Annotated in this window: 15 protein-coding genes; 12 read left to right on the top strand and 3 right to left on the bottom strand. The window is 60.0% G+C overall.

Features of this window, described 5'->3' with window-relative positions:
* Nucleotides 1-126 precede the first annotated feature (126 nt).
* Nucleotides 127-1275 (top strand): acetylornithine deacetylase, encoded by a 1149-nt coding sequence (gene argE, locus ACVWVP_RS01690; protein WP_178919966.1) that lies wholly within the window; start codon nt 127-129, stop codon nt 1273-1275.
* Nucleotides 1276-1410: 135 nt separating this feature from the next.
* The gene (gene argA, locus ACVWVP_RS01685; RefSeq protein ID WP_178919967.1) at nt 1411-2712 is read left to right on the top strand and encodes an amino-acid N-acetyltransferase; all 1302 of its coding nucleotides are present in this window, start codon (nt 1411-1413) and stop codon (nt 2710-2712) included.
* Nucleotides 2713-2831: 119 nt separating this feature from the next.
* Here argA and tauA read toward each other — a convergent pair whose 3' ends face one another.
* Entirely contained in the window at nt 2832-3818 is a 987-nt protein-coding gene (gene tauA, locus ACVWVP_RS01680) for a taurine ABC transporter substrate-binding protein (RefSeq protein WP_457404327.1), read from the bottom strand.
* 370 nt (nt 3819-4188) lie between these two features.
* On the opposite strand from tauA, the gene ACVWVP_RS01675 reads away from it, so the two are divergent.
* From ACVWVP_RS01675 to ACVWVP_RS01640, 8 genes are all read left to right on the top strand, one after another.
* Nucleotides 4189-5589 carry an OprD family porin gene (locus tag ACVWVP_RS01675; protein WP_178919969.1) on the top strand — a complete coding sequence of 467 codons (1401 nt, stop codon included), beginning with the start codon at nt 4189-4191 and terminating at the stop codon, nt 5587-5589.
* A gap of 291 nt (nt 5590-5880) precedes the next feature.
* Nucleotides 5881-6519, top strand: coding sequence for a peroxiredoxin (locus ACVWVP_RS01670; protein ID WP_178919970.1), 639 nt, complete (start codon nt 5881-5883; stop codon nt 6517-6519).
* A gap of 316 nt (nt 6520-6835) precedes the next feature.
* Entirely contained in the window at nt 6836-7429 is a 594-nt protein-coding gene (ssuE, locus tag ACVWVP_RS01665; RefSeq protein ID WP_176996843.1) for an NADPH-dependent FMN reductase, read from the top strand.
* Between the two features lie 94 nt (nt 7430-7523).
* Nucleotides 7524-8492, top strand: coding sequence for a sulfonate ABC transporter substrate-binding protein (locus tag ACVWVP_RS01660; RefSeq protein WP_259172335.1), 969 nt, complete (start codon nt 7524-7526; stop codon nt 8490-8492).
* Between the two features lie 25 nt (nt 8493-8517).
* Nucleotides 8518-9666: an FMNH2-dependent alkanesulfonate monooxygenase gene (gene ssuD, locus ACVWVP_RS01655; protein WP_071485087.1), complete on the top strand. Its 1149-nt coding sequence runs from the start codon at nt 8518-8520 to the stop codon at nt 9664-9666.
* Between the two features lie 9 nt (nt 9667-9675).
* Nucleotides 9676-10464, top strand: a complete 789-nt coding sequence (gene ssuC, locus ACVWVP_RS01650; protein ID WP_176996840.1) for an aliphatic sulfonate ABC transporter permease SsuC — start codon at nt 9676-9678, stop codon at nt 10462-10464.
* Nucleotides 10461-11267, top strand: coding sequence for an aliphatic sulfonates ABC transporter ATP-binding protein (gene ssuB / locus ACVWVP_RS01645; protein WP_259172334.1), 807 nt, complete (start codon nt 10461-10463; stop codon nt 11265-11267). Before ssuC ends, ssuB begins: the two co-directional genes overlap by 4 nt.
* A gap of 27 nt (nt 11268-11294) precedes the next feature.
* Entirely contained in the window at nt 11295-11510 is a 216-nt protein-coding gene (locus tag ACVWVP_RS01640) for a TOBE domain-containing protein (RefSeq protein ID WP_003213899.1), read from the top strand.
* A 136-nt stretch (nt 11511-11646) separates the two neighbouring features.
* Here ACVWVP_RS01640 and ACVWVP_RS01635 read toward each other — a convergent pair whose 3' ends face one another.
* Together ACVWVP_RS01635 and ACVWVP_RS01630 are read right to left on the bottom strand one after the other, a co-directional pair.
* Nucleotides 11647-12276: a TetR/AcrR family transcriptional regulator gene (locus ACVWVP_RS01635; protein ID WP_457404323.1), complete on the bottom strand. Its 630-nt coding sequence runs from the start codon at nt 12274-12276 to the stop codon at nt 11647-11649.
* Between the two features lie 251 nt (nt 12277-12527).
* Nucleotides 12528-13904 carry a glutamine synthetase family protein gene (locus tag ACVWVP_RS01630; protein WP_178919974.1) on the bottom strand — a complete coding sequence of 459 codons (1377 nt, stop codon included), beginning with the start codon at nt 13902-13904 and terminating at the stop codon, nt 12528-12530.
* A gap of 278 nt (nt 13905-14182) precedes the next feature.
* Here ACVWVP_RS01630 and ACVWVP_RS01625 point away from each other — a divergent pair, with 278 nt between their 5' ends.
* Entirely contained in the window at nt 14183-14962 is a 780-nt protein-coding gene (locus tag ACVWVP_RS01625) for a gamma-glutamyl-gamma-aminobutyrate hydrolase family protein (RefSeq protein ID WP_178919975.1), read from the top strand.
* A gap of 39 nt (nt 14963-15001) precedes the next feature.
* The gene (locus ACVWVP_RS01620) at nt 15002-16360 is read left to right on the top strand and encodes a glutamine synthetase family protein (protein WP_135310765.1); all 1359 of its coding nucleotides are present in this window, start codon (nt 15002-15004) and stop codon (nt 16358-16360) included.
* Nucleotides 16361-16371 lie beyond the last annotated feature (11 nt).

Here is a 16371-nt window from a genome sequence, read left to right as displayed (position 1 = left end):
GGGAAAAGAGTGGCTGCCAAGGTCGTGCAGTGTACAGGACTGAGCCCGGCAACGCGCCGCAACGGTTTATTGTGTCGTGCAGATGGCTCTATAGTGGGGCTCATCCGGGAAGTTGAGAGACCGCGCATGCCATTACCGTCCATGAAAGAGCAGTTCGCCGCGCTGATTGCTGCGCCGTCGGTCAGTTGCACCCAGGCGTCTCTCGACCAGACCAACCGCCCGGTGATCGATTTGCTCGCCGGTTGGCTGGGGGACCTGGGGTTTGCCATCGACATCCAGCAAGTCAGCCCCGGCAAATTCAACCTGCTCGCCAGCTTCGGCAGTGGCCCGGGCGGGTTGGTGTTGGCAGGTCACAGCGATACGGTTCCGTATGACGCCGCATTGTGGAAGACCGACCCGCTCAAGCTGACGGAAGTTGACGGCCGCTGGGTAGGGCTGGGCAGTTGCGACATGAAGGGCTTTTTCGCCCTGGCCATCGAAGCGGTGTTGCCGCTGCTGGACCAACCGTTCAAGCAGCCGCTGTTGATCCTCGCTACCTGTGATGAAGAAAGCTCCATGTCCGGCGCCCGTGCGCTGGCCGAAGCCGGTCGGCCACTGGGGCGTGCGGCTGTGATTGGCGAGCCCACCGGCCTCAAGCCGATCCGCTTGCACAAAGGTGTGATGATGGAACGTATCGACATCCTGGGCCAAAGTGGCCATTCGTCGGATCCGAGCCTGGGCCACAGCGCACTTGAGGCTATGCACGACGCCATTGGCGAACTGCGCGGCCTGCGCCTGGCCTGGCAACGCGAGTACCGCAACCCGCAATTCAGTGTGCCCCAGCCGACCATGAACTTTGGCTGCATCCACGGTGGCGACAATCCCAACCGCATCTGCGGCCAGTGTTCCCTGGAATTCGACCTGCGCCCCCTGCCGGGCATGGACCCCCAGGTGCTGCGCGATGCAATCCGGCAGAAGCTGCAACCCCTGGCCGAGCGTCATCAGGTCAAGATCGATTACGCGCCGTTGTTCCCCGAAGTGCCGCCGTTCGAACAACCCGAAGACGCCGAACTGGTGCGGGTGGCCGAACGTTTGACCGGTCATCGTGCCGAAGCAGTAGCGTTCGGCACCGAAGCGCCTTATCTTCAGCGCCTCGGGTGTGAAACCCTGGTGCTGGGTCCCGGCGATATCGCCTGCGCCCATCAGCCGGGCGAGTACCTCGAAATGTCACGCTTGACGCCTACAGTGCGTCTATTGCGGGAACTGATCGAACACTACTGCCTGAAACCTGCGTAATTTAACCCCTGCCCATTCGTACATAGAAGGAGAGCGAGCGTGTCGCCAAGCCTGTTCCGACGATAACCATCAGCCCGCTGTGCGCTTTCATGATTCATCCTTTTTCGGCTGCTTTTTATTACAGGCCCAGGTGTTATGCCCGACTACGTAAATTGGCTTCGTCACGCTTCGCCCTACATCAATGCCCACCGCGACTGCACCTTTGTGGTCATGCTCCCGGGCGACGGTGTGGAACACCCCAACTTCGGCAATATCGTCCACGACCTGGTGCTGCTCCACAGCCTCGGCGTGCGGCTGGTGCTGGTCCATGGCTCACGCCCACAGATCGAAACCCGTCTTGAAGCGCGTGGCCTCACCCCGGCTTACCACGAAGGCTTGCGCATCACCGATGCTGCAACGCTGGAGTGTGTGATCGACGCAGTCGGCCACTTGCGCATTGCCATTGAAGCGCGCCTGTCCATGGACATGGCTTCCTCGCCGATGCAGGGCTCGCGCCTGCGGGTAGCCAGCGGCAACCTGGTGACCGCACGGCCAATCGGTGTGCTCGAAGGGGTGGACTACCACCACACCGGCGAAGTGCGCCGGGTCGACCGCAAGGGCATCAACCGCCTGCTGGACGAGCGCTCCATCGTGCTGTTGTCGCCTCTGGGTTACTCGCCCACTGGCGAGATATTCAACCTGGCTTGCGAAGACGTCGCCACGCGCGCCGCCATCGACCTGGGCGCCGACAAACTGCTGCTGTTCGGCGCCGATCTGGGCCTGATCGATGAGCATGGCCGCCTGGTGCGCGAACTGCGCCCGCAACAAGTGCCAGCGCATCTGCAGCGCCTGGGCAAAAGTAACTATCAGGCCGAATTGCTCGATGCAGCCGCAGAGGCATGCCGGGGCGGGGTTGGGCGCAGCCACATCGTGAGCTACGCCGAAGACGGCGCCTTGCTCACCGAGCTGTTTACCCGGGACGGCGGCGGTACGCTGGTGGCCCAGGAACAATTCGAGCAGGTGCGCGAAGCGGCGATTGAAGACGTCGGTGGGTTGCTCGACCTGATCAGCCCGCTGGAAGAGCAGGGCATCCTGGTGCGCCGCTCGCGGGAAGTGCTGGAGCGTGAGATCGAACAGTTCAGCGTGGTGGAGCGCGAGGGCATGATCATCGCTTGCGCGGCGCTGTACCAGATCGCGGATTCGGATGCGGGCGAGCTGGCATGCCTGGCGGTCAACCCGGAGTACCGTCATGGTGCGCGGGGTGATGTGTTGCTGGAACGCATCGAGACCCGGGCGCGGGCGCAGGGTTTGAAGACCTTGTTTGTCCTCACCACCCGTACCGCCCACTGGTTCCGTGAGCGCGGTTTTGAACCGAGCAGCGTGGACCGCCTGCCGTCGGCGCGGGCGTCGCTGTACAACTACCAGCGTAACTCGAAGATTTTCGAAAAGGCGCTGTAACTAATAGCAGGGGCAGGTTTTTGTGGGAGCTGGCTTGCCTGCGATACAAGCACCTCGGTCTTTCAGTTGATCCGAGGTGATGCAATTGCAGGCAAGCCAGCTCTCACATTGGATTGCGTTTAATCTCGAGCGAATTTGTCAGTGACGAACGCCGAATAGTCCGGCAGCACCGTCTCAACCTTCCCCTGTTCCTTCAAGAACTTCGCTGTTTCCCCAATCGCCTTCGCCGTGCCGCCTTTAAGCAGCGCGTCGGTTTGCTGCGCCTGGGCGTCGGGGAATGTGGTGCCGGCCAGCAACTCAGGAATGTCGGCGGCGTTCGAGCCTGTCAATTTAGCGATTTTCTGCACAGGCTCGGAATCCACCGTCCAGCTCTCTTTATGGGCGGCGTAGTCGGCGAATGAGTCGAGGGTAACTTTGGCAAACCTGGCCACTACGTCAGGATGTTTTTCGGCGAAATCCTTGCGGGCCACCCACACTTCAAAGGTGGGCGCACCCCACTGACCCACTTGGGCCGCGTCTGTCAGGGTTTTGCCGGTCTTGCGGATCTCGCCCAGGGCGGGCGACCACACGAAGGCGCCGTCAATATCGCCCCGTTTCCACGCGGCGGCGATTTCGGCTGGTTGCAGGTTCACCACTTTGACTTTTTTAGTGTCCAGGCCCCAGTGCTTCAACGCGCCGAGCAGGCTGTAATGAGAGGTTGAGACAAAAGGCGTGGCGATGGTTTTGCCGACCAGGTCCTGCGGTGTGTCGATGCCGCTGCCGTTGCGCACTACCAAGGCTTCAGAAGCATTGATCTGCGCCGATACGATGAACGCCACGATCGGTAGATGGCGTGAAGCCGCCGCTGCGAGCGGGCTGGAACCCAGATTGCCGATCTGGACGTCGCCGGACGCGATGGCCGTCACGACTTCAGGCCCACTGTTGAACCGGCGCCAGGCGATTTTCTCGCCGATGGCCTTCTCATAGAGGCCGTCGGCCTGAGGGACTTTGCTGGGGTCAATACCGGTTTGGTAGCCGATGGTTAAATCGGCCGCGTTGACACCAAAAGAAAGTATTAGTGACACAAAAACTGTAACAAATTGACGGGAGGATGTGCGTTTGGCCATGATGGCGTCGCCTTTTTGATCGTGGGTGACGTATGCAACAGTACGGCCACACTAATCGATCTAAAAAAAGGCTGGTAAATACCCTTTAGGAATTAGCTTATGGAGCGGTTCGTTCCCCCGAACGTGCTCGCTTCATGGAAAGCCTTATTCCTGGATCGTATGAAAAAGAATGAAACAATTCTTTTTGGGTGTATGAAAAACTCATTACCCTGCAGGGACCAAATTAACTGCGATTAGACGAAGGTAGTAGACACACAAGGTTACGATTGACTTGGTAGTCACTATCTGGCGCTAATCGCGCATCTGTGGATCAAGGGCGTCAGACCCGAGACCTTAGAAATACAAAAATTAGAAATGAGAGGAGCGGTACATGAAGAAGTCCACCTTGGCTTTGGCTGTAGCTTTGGGCGCAATTGCCCAGCAAGCAGGCGCTGCCGGTTTCATCGAAGACAGCAAGGCCACACTGGGTCTGCGTAACTTCTACATCAACACTGACAACCGTGACGACGCTACCAAAGCGGCCGGTGCACAGAGCAAGCAAGAAGAATGGGGCCAAGCCTTCGACCTGCGTTTCACCTCGGGCTATACCCAAGGTACTGTGGGTTTCGGTCTTGATGCAATCGGCCTGCTGGGCGTGCGCCTGGATTCGGGCGGTGGTACTAACGGCGCGACCAAACGCGGCGGCACCAGCTACGGTTCCTACGGCGGCACTGTCTTCCCAAGCGAGTCCAACGGCAAAGCTGTTAACGACTTTTCCAGCCTGGGCCTGACTGCAAAAGCCAAGATCTCCCAGACCGAACTGAAACTGGGCACCCTGATGCCTAAGTTGCCCGTTATTGTGTCCAACGACGGTCGCCTGCTGCCGCAGACCTTCCAGGGTGGCCAGATCACCACTAACGACATCAAGGACCTGACGCTGGTTGCCGGTCAGATCGAAAAGGCCAAGGGTCGTAACTCCAGCAACGTCGAGAACCTGTCGATTGCCGGTGCCAACGGTCGTAGTGCCACAGGTCGCGACAGCAACAAGTTCTACTACGCCGGCGGTGACTACAAAATCACCAAGGATCTGACTGCCCAGTACTACTACGGCAATCTGGATCAGTTCTACAAGCAGCACTTCCTGGGCCTGCTGCATAACTGGGCAATCGGTCCTGGCGTGTTGAAAACCGACTTGCGCTACTTCAATAGCCGCGACGATGGTGCCAACGGCCACGATGCGAACTACTACACCACCGGTGACTACGGTACTAACGCCGCTGGCGCTACCATCACTAAAGGTAAAGTCGACAACAACCTGTACAGCGGCTTGTTCCTGTACACCGTTGCAGGTCACACCTTCGGTGGCGGTTACCAGGTCAGCAACGGCAACAGCGACTTCCCTTGGTTGAACCAAGGCGACGGTTCCTCGGCCTATCTGACTACTGACATGCAGATCGCCAAGTTCGCCCGTGCCGGTGAACGTACCTGGCAAGCTCGCTACGCTTACGACTTCGCCAAGGTTGGCGTGCCTGGCTTGACCGCCGGCGTGGTTTACCTGCGTGGTGACAATATCGACACCCGTGGCAACACCGGTACACCGCAACGGGCTACAAATGCCAATGGCGCGAACGAGTGGGAACGTGACATCACTGTTGCCTACGTCGTGCCAGAAGGCCCACTGAAAAACGTTGGTGTAGCCTGGAAAAACGCTATGTGGCGCAACGACATTCCTGGCCAGCGTAACCAAGACGAAAACCGTCTGATCGTGAGCTACTCGCTGCCACTGTTCTAGTCGTCTGAGTCAATTCCAAGTGTGCAAAACCTTGCCCGGCGCAATGCCGGGCAAGGTGTCTTGCTTTCAGGTCGGGCTCAACCCCCGCAAGCCCTTCCCGAATCCCCTCTTGTACAGCGTCTCAAGGCCTTCTCGAACCTTGAAAACGATGTTGCTCCTTGCCTGCACCCACGTCCAATGAACAGATTTTTAATATTCCTATATCGTCTAGATAAATCGATATTTATTCTTTTTAAATAATCCGCAATGCATGCACAGTGGGCTCCATAAGCACTCACTAGGAGCCACACCATGAGCCTAAGACTGGGCGACATCGCCCCCGACTTTGAACAGGATTCCAGCGCCGGCAAGATTCGTTTCCACGAATGGCTGGGCGATAGCTGGGGTGTGCTGTTCTCCCACCCGGCGGACTTCACTCCGGTGTGCACCACAGAGCTGGGCTTTACCGCCAAGCTCAAGGACGAATTTGCCAAGCGTGGCGTCAAGGCCATCGCCCTGTCGGTCGACCCTGTGGACTCGCACCACAAGTGGATCGAAGACATCAACGAAACCCAGCACACCGTCGTCAACTTCCCGATTCTGGCTGATGCCGATCGCAAAGTATCGGACCTGTACGACCTGATCCACCCGAATGCCAGCGACACCCTCACCGTGCGTTCCTTGTTCGTGATCGACCCGAACAAGAAGATCCGCCTGACCATCACCTACCCGGCCAGCACCGGTCGCAACTTCCACGAAATCCTGCGGGTCATCGACTCGTTGCAGCTGACCGACAACCATAAGGTCGCCACGCCCGCCAACTGGCAGGACGGTGATGAAGTGGTGATCGTGCCGTCGCTCAAGGATGAGGAAGAGATCAAGAAACGCTTTCCGAAGGGGTATCGCGCGGTGAAGCCGTACCTGCGGCTCACCCCACAACCCAACCGTTAAGGCTCAGGCCGCCATCGCGGGCAAGCCCGGCTCCCACAGTTGACCGCATTCCCCTGTGGGAGCTGGGCTTGCCCGCGATGGCGGTGGTACATCCACCACCGCATTGCGTTGTAAACCGAATCACATAGCAGGGGTTTTCAGGCCGTTTCGACGGCCTTTTTTTTCGCCTGGAGAGGCCTGAATTGCATATGCACTTTAAGAATAAACAAATGAAAAAATAAGATTTATAGATATATAAATGTGCTGATAAGGTCTGTTCCATCTTGGCGACATCGCCACACAGCGAACCGCCGACACTTGCTCAAGGAATACCTGCATGCTGGTCGTAACACTTGGAGGCAGTCCCAGCCAGCGTTCCCGCTCCGGGGTCTTGCTGGATAAAACCCGTCAGTGGCTACAGCAGAAAGGCGTGGAAGTGGTGAGTTATCAGATACGGGACTTCCCGGCCGAAGACTTGCTGCACGCGCGCTTCGACAGCCCCAAGGTCATCGACCTGTTGCAGCAAGTCGCCAATGCCGATGGCTTGGTGATTGCCACGCCGGTGTACAAGGCCTCGTTCTCCGGCGCACTGAAAACTGTGCTGGACCTGCTGCCTGAGCGCGCCCTGGCCCACAAGATCGTTCTGCCGATGGCCACGGGCGGCAGCATCGCCCACATGCTGGCGGTGGACTACGCCCTGAAGCCGGTGTTGTCGGCGCTCAAGGCCCAGGAATTGCTCCACGGTATCTTTGCCGAAGACAGCCAGATCGCCTATGGCGAAGGCAGTGCGCAGGCGCAACTGGTGCCGGTGCTTGAACACCGCTTGCACGAGGCCCTGGAAACTTTCTACAGCGCCATGGCCCGTCGCCCGAAACCGCTGGACCCCCATGTGTTGAATGAACGTTTGTTGAGTGCTCGCTGGAGCATCTGAGCCTTACCGGATTTTGTAGTACTCACCTTACTCAGCCGCCAACGGCCAAGCAGGTGCAGCCAACCCCCTAAACGCACTATTTGGAGAGAGCGCCATGCGCACTGTCATCTTGCGTCGTGGTCTGGTCGCACTGTTTGCTGCGGCTGTGTCCTTCGGCGCCATTGTTCAAGCCCACGCCGCCGAAACCCTGCGGATCGGTTATCAGAAATACGGCACCCTGGTGCTGCTCAAGGCCAAGGGCTCGCTGGAAAAGCGCCTGGCTGCCCAAGGCGTGAACGTGCAGTGGACCGAGTTCCCTGGCGGCCCGCAATTGCTCGAAGGCCTGAACGTCGGCTCCATCGACTTCGGGGTCACCGGCGAGACCCCACCGGTATTCGCCCAGGCCGCTGGTGCCGACCTGCTCTACGTCGCCTACGAACCGCCAGCACCGACCAGCGAAGCGATCCTGGTACCGAAAGATTCGCCGATCAAATCCGTGGCCGAGCTCAAGGGCAAGAAAGTCGTGCTCAACAAAGGCTCCAACGTGCACTACCTGCTGGTACGTGCGCTGGAAGACGCCGGCCTCAAATACACCGACGTGCAGGCCGTATTCCTGCCGCCCGCCGATGCCCGTGCCGCGTTTGAACGTGGCAGCGTGGACGCCTGGGTGATCTGGGACCCGTACCAGGCTGCTGCCGAGAAACAACTGCAAGCCCGCACCCTGCGTGACGGCACCGGCATTGCCGACAACCACCAGTTCTACCTGGCCACCAAACCCTACGCCGAAAAACACCCGGAAGTGATCAAGGCACTGGTGGAAGAAGTGCGCGCGGTGGGCGAATGGTCCAAGGCCAATCCACAGGAAGTCACCGAACAAGTTGCCCCGCTGCTTGGCCTGCCGGCTGACATCACCCTGACCTCGGTGAAACGCCAGGGCTACGGCGCGCTGTTCCTGACCCCGGAAGTGGTCGCCGCCCAGCAGAAAATCGCCGACAGCTTCTACCAACTCAAACTGATCCCCAAGCCCTTGAACATCAAGGACGTCATCTGGACGCCACCCGCCGCCGTTGCCAAAGCGCCGTAATCCGACTTCTTCAGGAGACAACTCCATGAGCCTCAATATTTTCTGGTTTCTGCCTACCCACGGCGACGGCCATTACCTTGGCACCGCCGAAGGCGCACGCGCCGTCGACCACGGTTACCTGCAGCAAGTGGCCCAGGCCGCTGATCGCCTGGGCTTCGGCGGGGTGCTGATCCCCACCGGTCGCTCCTGCGAAGACTCGTGGCTGGTGGCCGCCTCGCTGATTCCGGTGACCCAGCGTCTGAAATTCCTCGTTGCCCTGCGCCCCGGGATCATTTCCCCGACGGTGGCTGCGCGCCAGGCCGCAACCCTGGACCGCCTGTCCGGTGGCCGTGCGCTGTTCAACCTGGTCACCGGCGGTGATCCGGAAGAATTGGCCGGTGATGGCTTGTTCCTCAGCCACGAAGAGCGCTACCAAGCCTCGGTGGAGTTCACCCGCATCTGGCGTCGTGTGCTGGAAGGCGAAACCGTGGATTACGACGGCCAGCACATCAGCGTCAAAGGCGCAAAATTACTCTACCCACCGATCCAGCAACCGCGTCCGCCGCTGTACTTCGGCGGTTCTTCCGAAGCCGCCCAGGACCTGGCTGCCGAGCAAGTGGAAATGGTGCTGACCTGGGGCGAGCCGCCCGCTGCGGTCGCGGAGAAAATCGAGCAGGTGCGCGCCAAGGCCGCCAAGCTGGGACGTACCGTGCGCTTTGGTATTCGCCTGCACGTGATCGTGCGTGAAACCAACGACGAGGCGTGGAAAGCCGCCGACAAACTGATCTCCCATCTGGACGACGACACCATCGCCCGTGCCCAGGCCTCCCTGGCGCGCTTCGATTCCGTCGGCCAGCAACGCATGGCGGCCTTGCATGGTGGCAACCGCGACAACCTCGAAGTCAGCCCCAACCTGTGGGCAGGCGTTGGCCTGGTACGCGGTGGTGCCGGCACGGCGCTGGTGGGCGATGGGCCGACCGTTGCGGCGCGGGTCAAGGAATACGCAGCCCTGGGTATCGACACCTTTATTTTCTCCGGTTATCCCCACCTGGAAGAGTCGTATCGGGTGGCCGAACTGCTGTTCCCGCACCTGGACATCGAACGTCCCGAGTTGCCGAAAAGCGCCGGTTACGTCAGCCCGTTCGGCGAGATGGTCGCCAACGACATCCTTCCCAAAGCTGCGTCACAGAGTTGAGGCGCCGCCATGAACTTTGAAAAATTGAGCCATCGCGTGGCCCCTTGGGTGCTGCCGATCCTGTTGTTGGCGATCTGGCAGTTGTCGGTGTCGGCCGGTTGGTTGTCGACGCGTATTCTGCCGGCGCCCAGCGCCGTGATCGAAGCCGGGATCAACCTGGTACGCAGCGGCGAAATCTGGACGCACCTGGCGATCAGCGGCTGGCGCGCGGGCCTGGGGTTTGTGATCGGTGGCAGCATCGGTCTGGCCCTGGGCTTTATCACCGGGTTGTCGAAGTGGGGCGAGCGCCTGCTGGACAGCTCGGTGCAGATGATCCGCAACGTGCCGCACCTGGCGCTGATCCCGCTGGTGATCCTGTGGTTCGGCATTGACGAGACCGCGAAGATTTTCCTGGTCGCCCTCGGCACGCTGTTCCCGATCTACCTGAACACCTACCACGGCATCCGCAACGTCGACCCGGCGCTGGTGGAAATGTCGCGCAGCTACGGCTTGTCCGGTTTCAGCCTGTTTCGCCAGGTGATCCTGCCGGGCGCGTTGCCGTCGATCCTGGTGGGCGTGCGCTTTGCCCTGGGCTTCATGTGGCTGACGCTGATCGTGGCGGAAACCATCTCGGCCAGCTCCGGCATCGGTTACCTGGCAATGAACGCCCGTGAATTCCTGCAGACCGACGTGGTGGTACTCGCCATCGTGATGTACGCCATCCTCGGCAAGTTGGCCGACCTGGCAGCGCGTGGCCTGGAGCGTGTGTGGCTGCGTTGGCACCCGGCTTATCAAGTGAATAAAGGAGGTGCGGCATGACCGCTCAACAACCTCCACGCCTGTTGAAAGGTATCCCGCTGGCGGTGCGCAAGTTGCGCAAGGCCTTTGGCACGCGGGAAGTGCTCAAAGAGATCGACCTGCACATCCCAGCTGGTCAGTTCGTGGCTGTGGTCGGCCGCAGTGGTTGCGGCAAAAGTACCTTGCTACGCCTGCTGGCCGGCTTGGATAAAGCCAGCGGCGGCGAGCTGCTGGCCGGCTCCGCGCCCTTGAGCGAAGCGATTGAAGACACGCGGTTGATGTTCCAGGAAGCGCGCTTGCTGCCGTGGAAAAAGATCATCGATAACGTGGGCCTCGGTCTCAAGGGCAACTGGCGCCCCCAGGCGTTGGAAGCCTTGGAAGCCGTGGGCCTGGCCGAGCGCGCCAATGAGTGGCCAGCGGCCTTGTCCGGTGGCCAGAAGCAGCGTGTGGCCCTGGCTCGTGCCCTGATCCACCAACCGCGCCTGCTGCTGCTCGATGAGCCGTTGGGCGCCCTGGATGCCCTGACCCGCATCGAGATGCAGCAACTGATCGAAAACCTCTGGCAGAAACACGGTTTCACCGTGTTGCTGGTAACCCACGACGTCAGCGAAGCCGTGGCAATTGCCGACCGCGTGATCCTGATCGAAGACGGCGAGATCGGCCTCGACCTGATCGTCGACCTGCCGCGCCCACGTGCCCGGGGCTCACACCGCCTGGCTGCGCTGGAAGCCGAAGTGCTCAACCGCGTGCTGTCGTTGCCGGGCTCGCCGCCGGAACCCGAACCTGTTTCACCGCTGCCTACGCAATTGCGTTGGGCTCAATAACTCACTCGTCCCTGAAGGAAGAACACCATGACTATTAAAGCCATCAACGTGCGTAACCAGTTCAAAGGCACCATCAAGGAAATCGTCGAAGGCGACGTGCTGTCGGAAATCGACGTGCAGACTGCGTCCGGCATCGTGACTTCGGTGATCACCACTCGCTCGGTCAAAGAGCTGGAATTGGTGATTGGCAGTGAAGTGATTGCCTTCGTTAAATCCACCGAGGTGTCGATCGCCAAGTTGTGATCGAGATTTGCGGTGCTCTTAAGGCCGCTTTCGCGAGCAAGCCCGCTCCCACATTTGACCGAGTTTCAACTTTGAAATGCATTCAAATGTGGGAGCTGGCTTGCCTGCGAAGGGGCACGCCCAGCCACCACAAGGCTCAACGCTTGGGCAAATAGGCTGGCAGGTAGAGCCCCACATACGCATCAAACACCCGCATCCCTTCCTCCGCCATGCGCGGTGTGATCAGCCCATGCTGATGCACCGAACGCGCGTACACGCGGTCGCTCAGTTCCAGCGCCAGTGCAAACACATCCACATCGTTTGGCAAGGTCGGCACTTCAAAGTGACGGTTGAACACGGCGAGCATCAGGTCGCCCAACTCCAGGTCATGCTGACGGTCCGCCTGGGTCACTTCCGTCAGCCCGTGCTGCGCCAGGATCAGCTGGCGAGCGGCGGCGTCCTGCTCATAGATGGTGAGCATGCGGTGTTCGACGATATAGGACAGGTCGCGCCAGTGCTTGAGTGATTCATGGTCGATGGGTGCCTGGATGGCGGCCCGGAAGGCCGCGTGCACATCGGCCGTCAGCGCTTCGAGAAGGGCCGGCACGCTGGCGAAGAAGTGGTACACCGACGACGGCGGAATCTGCGCCCGCTCGGCCACGCTGTAGATCGACAAGCCGGCCACGCCTTCGGCGGCCAGCAAGGTGCGGGCGGCGTCGAGAATCGCGTCGATCCGGGCCTGGCTGCGGGCGCGGGGTTTGCGAGGGGGGGCGGGGCGGGTGGTCATGGAAGTCTCCTACAAGGCAGCGGGCATTGTACGCAGAGCCACTGGATGATCCATACCTTGTGGCGAGGGAGCTTGCTCCCGCTGGACTGCGCAGCAGGCCCAAAATCAGCGCCCCAGTACTGCCTGAAAGAACCGGGTAGCTTTATTGGGGCCGCTTCGCAGCCCAGCGGGAGCAAGCTCCCTCGCCACAACGGCCATAAAAAAACGCCGCAGGCCAATAGCCTGCGGCGTTCTTTTAATGCAGCCGCCGTTTAGACGGTATGCAGGTACCAGTTGTACTCAAGGTCGGAGATGGAGTGTTCAAACTCTTCCAGCTCACTTTCCTTACAGGCGACGAAGATATCGATGTACTTAGGATCGATGTACTTGGCCATCACCTCGCTGTCGTCCAACTCGCGCAAGGCATCGCGCAGGTTGTTCGGCAGGCTCTGCTCGTTCTGCTCGTAGCTGTTGCCTTCCACCGGTGCGTTGGGCTCGATCTTGTTGGTCAGGCCGTGGTGCACGCCTGCCAAGACCGAAGCCATCAGCAGGTAAGGGTTGGCGTCGGCGCCGGCCACACGGTGTTCGATACGCACCGCGTCGGACGAGCCGGTCGGTACGCGAATCGCCACGGTGCGGTTGTCCAGGCCCCAGCACGGCGAGTTCGGCACGTAGAACTGTGCGCCGAAACGACGGTAGGAGTTGACGTTGGGGCACAGGAACGCCATTTGGGCGGGTAGGGTCTCGAGCACACCGCCGATCGCGTGACGCAATGCGGCGTTCTGCTCGGGATCCTCGCTGGCAAAGATGTTCTTGCCTTCCTTGTCCAGGATCGAAATGTGCACGTGCAAACCGTTGCCTGCCTGGCCTGGGTAAGGCTTGGCCATGAAGGTGGTGTCCATCTCATGGTCGTAGGCGATGTTCTTGATCAGGCGCTTGAGCAATACGGCGTAGTCGCAGGCCTTGATCGGGTCGGCCACGTGGTGCAGGTTCACTTCGAACTGCGCCGGGGCACTTTCCTTGACGATGGCGTCGGCCGGGATGCCTTGCTCCTTGGCACCTTCCAGGATGTCCTGGAGGCAGTCGACGTATTCGTCGAGGTCGTCGATCAGGTAGACCTGTGTCGAGTGCGGGCGTTTGCCGGAAATCGGCGAGCGGGGCGGTTGTGGGCGGCCGTTCACGTTCTCCTGGTCGATCAGGTAGAACTCGAGTTCGAAGGCGGCGCAGATGGTCAGACCGAGGTCGTCGAATTTGGTTACAACTTGGCGGAGCACTTCGCGTGGATCGGCGAAGAAAGGTTCACCTTCAAGTTCGTGCATGGTCATCAGCAGTTGCGCGGTAGGGCGCTTTTGCCAGGGTTCATTGCACAGGGTGTCGGGGATCGGATAACAGATTCGGTCAGCATCACCGATGTCCAGGCCCAGGCCGGTGCTTTCCACCGTCGAGCCGTTGATATCCAGGGCAAATAAAGAGGCAGGCAGGTTAATGCCCTTCTCGTAAACCTTGTGGAGGCTGGTGCGTTCGATGCGCTTGCCGCGCACCACACCATTCATATCCGCAATTAGAAGGTCTACGTACAGAACCTCAGGATGATCCTTAAGGAACGCGTTCGCTTCGTTAAGCTGAACGGCACGCGGGGGTACCGACATGATGCAACACCTTTGTTGTTAAAAATATCAATCATTGATCTTTTCTGGTTTCAGTCAACCCGAACGGCATGCCGAAGTCAAGCGAGGCCTTTTTTGCCCTAAAAAAGCGCCTCGAAGGCTTTTTTGGGGCTTTTTGGGGCGGTTTTTTGGGTTTGGACGGCTTGGGACTAGCAGGCTTGAGCGGGCCGTGTTGTATTTTTTACGGGGGTGTTGTGTAAAAAAATGAACAAGGCTAAGCTCGATTCAAACCCATAACAGCAATAATACCGGGGTGCTTCATGTCTCGCCTGCCGTTAATCGGCGTCACCGCCTGCTCCAAACAGGTCGGTCTGCATGCTTATCACATCAGTGGCGACAAATACGTCCGTGCAGTGGCCACCGCTGCCAAGGGCTTGCCATTGATCATTCCGTCCCTTGGGCATCTGCTCGACCCGGCCAATATTCTTGACGGCCTGGATGGCATCCTCTTTACCGGCTCTCCCTCCAATATCGAACCCTTTCACTACGACGGTCCGGCCAGTGCGCCTGGGACTGCTCATGATTCTGCACGCGACCAGACCACATTGCCGTTGCTGCGCGCCGCGATTGCTGCAGGCGTTCCGGTACTGGGCATCTGCCGGGGCTTCCAGGAGATGAACGTGGCGTTTGGCGGCAGCCTGCACCAGAAGGTTCATGAAGTGCCGGGCATGATGGATCACCGCGAAGACGACACGCAGCCGCTGGACGTCCAGTACGGCCCGGCGCACGCCGTGGCGATCTCCCCGAATGGGGTATTGGCAAGCCTGGGGTTGCCACAGACGATTGAGGTCAACTCGATCCACGGGCAGGGCGTTGACCGCCTGGCGCCTGGGCTTCTGGTCGAAGCGACGGCGCCGGACGGCCTGATCGAAGCTTTTTCGGTGAAACAGGGCAAGGCTTTTGCTTTAGGAGTGCAATGGCACCCCGAATGGCAGGTAAGCTCTAACCCGCACTACCTAGCGATCTTCCAGGCATTTGGCACCGCCTGTCGAAAGCGGGCGATGCAACGCGACGCGGATGCTGCGTCAACCAACGCCTGACCTTTAATGGATGTCAGGAAACCCAGCCCAGAGGCATTTATGAGTAACAACCTCGACCAGCTCACCGATTGGTTGAAAGACCACAAGATCACAGAAGTCGAATGCATGATTGGCGACCTCACGGGCATCACCCGGGGCAAGATCTCGCCGACCAACAAGTTCATTGCCGAGAAAGGCATGCGCCTGCCCGAGAGCGTTCTGTTGCAGACCGTGACCGGCGACTATGTCGAAGACGACATCTATTACGAACTGCTCGACCCGGCCGACATCGACATGATCTGCCGCCCCGACCAGAACGCCGTGTACCTGGTGCCTTGGGCCATCGAGCCGACCGCCCAGGTGATCCACGACACCTACGACAAGCAAGGCAACCCGATCGAGCTGTCGCCGCGCAACGTGCTCAAGAAAGTCCTCAAGCTCTATGCCGACAAAGGCTGGCAGCCTATCGTGGCGCCGGAGATGGAGTTCTACCTGACCAAGCGCTGCGAAGACCCGGACTTCCCGCTGCAACCGCCGATCGGCCGTTCCGGGCGCCCGGAGACCGGTCGCCAGTCCTTCTCTATAGAAGCGGCCAACGAATTCGACCCGCTGTTCGAAGACGTCTACGACTGGTGCGAACTGCAGGAGCTGGACCTCGACACCCTGATCCACGAGGACGGCACGGCACAGATGGAAATCAACTTCCGTCACGGCGATGCCCTGTCTCTGGCCGACCAGATCCTGGTGTTCAAGCGCACCATGCGCGAAGCCGCGCTCAAGCACGACGTGGCTGCCACCTTCATGGCCAAGCCGATGACCGGCGAGCCCGGCAGCGCGATGCACCTGCACCAGAGCATCATCGACATCGCCACTGGCAAGAACGTCTTCTCCAATGAAGACGGGACCATGAGCCAGCTGTTCCTCAACCACATTGGCGGCCTGCAGAAATTCATCCCTGAATTGCTGCCGTTGTTTGCCCCCAACGTGAACTCGTTCCGCCGCTTCCTGCCGGACACCTCGGCGCCCGTGAACGTGGAATGGGGCGAAGAAAACCGCACTGTGGGCCTGCGCGTACCGGATGCCGGCCCGCAGAACCGCCGCGTGGAAAACCGCCTGCCGGGCGCCGACGCCAACCCATACCTGGCGATTGCCGCCAGCCTGCTGTGTGGCTTCATCGGCATGGTCGAAGGCCATAACCCGAGCGCGCCGGTGGTCGGCCGTGGTTACGAGCGCCGCAACCTGCGCCTGCCGTTGACCATCGAAGACGCCCTGGAACGCATGGAAAACAGCAAGACCATCGAGAAATACCTGGGTCAGAAATTCATCACCGGCTACGTCGCGGTCAAGCGGGCCGAGCATGAAAACTTCAAGCGCGTGATCAGCTCATGGGAGCGGGAATTCCTGCTCTTTGCCGTCTGATGCGCCGGGCG

The sequence above is a fragment of the Pseudomonas sp. TE24901 genome, from assembly GCF_054058375.1.
The sequence above is the reverse complement of the archived record's forward strand: the minus strand, read 5'-3'. Positions and strand labels throughout refer to the sequence as shown.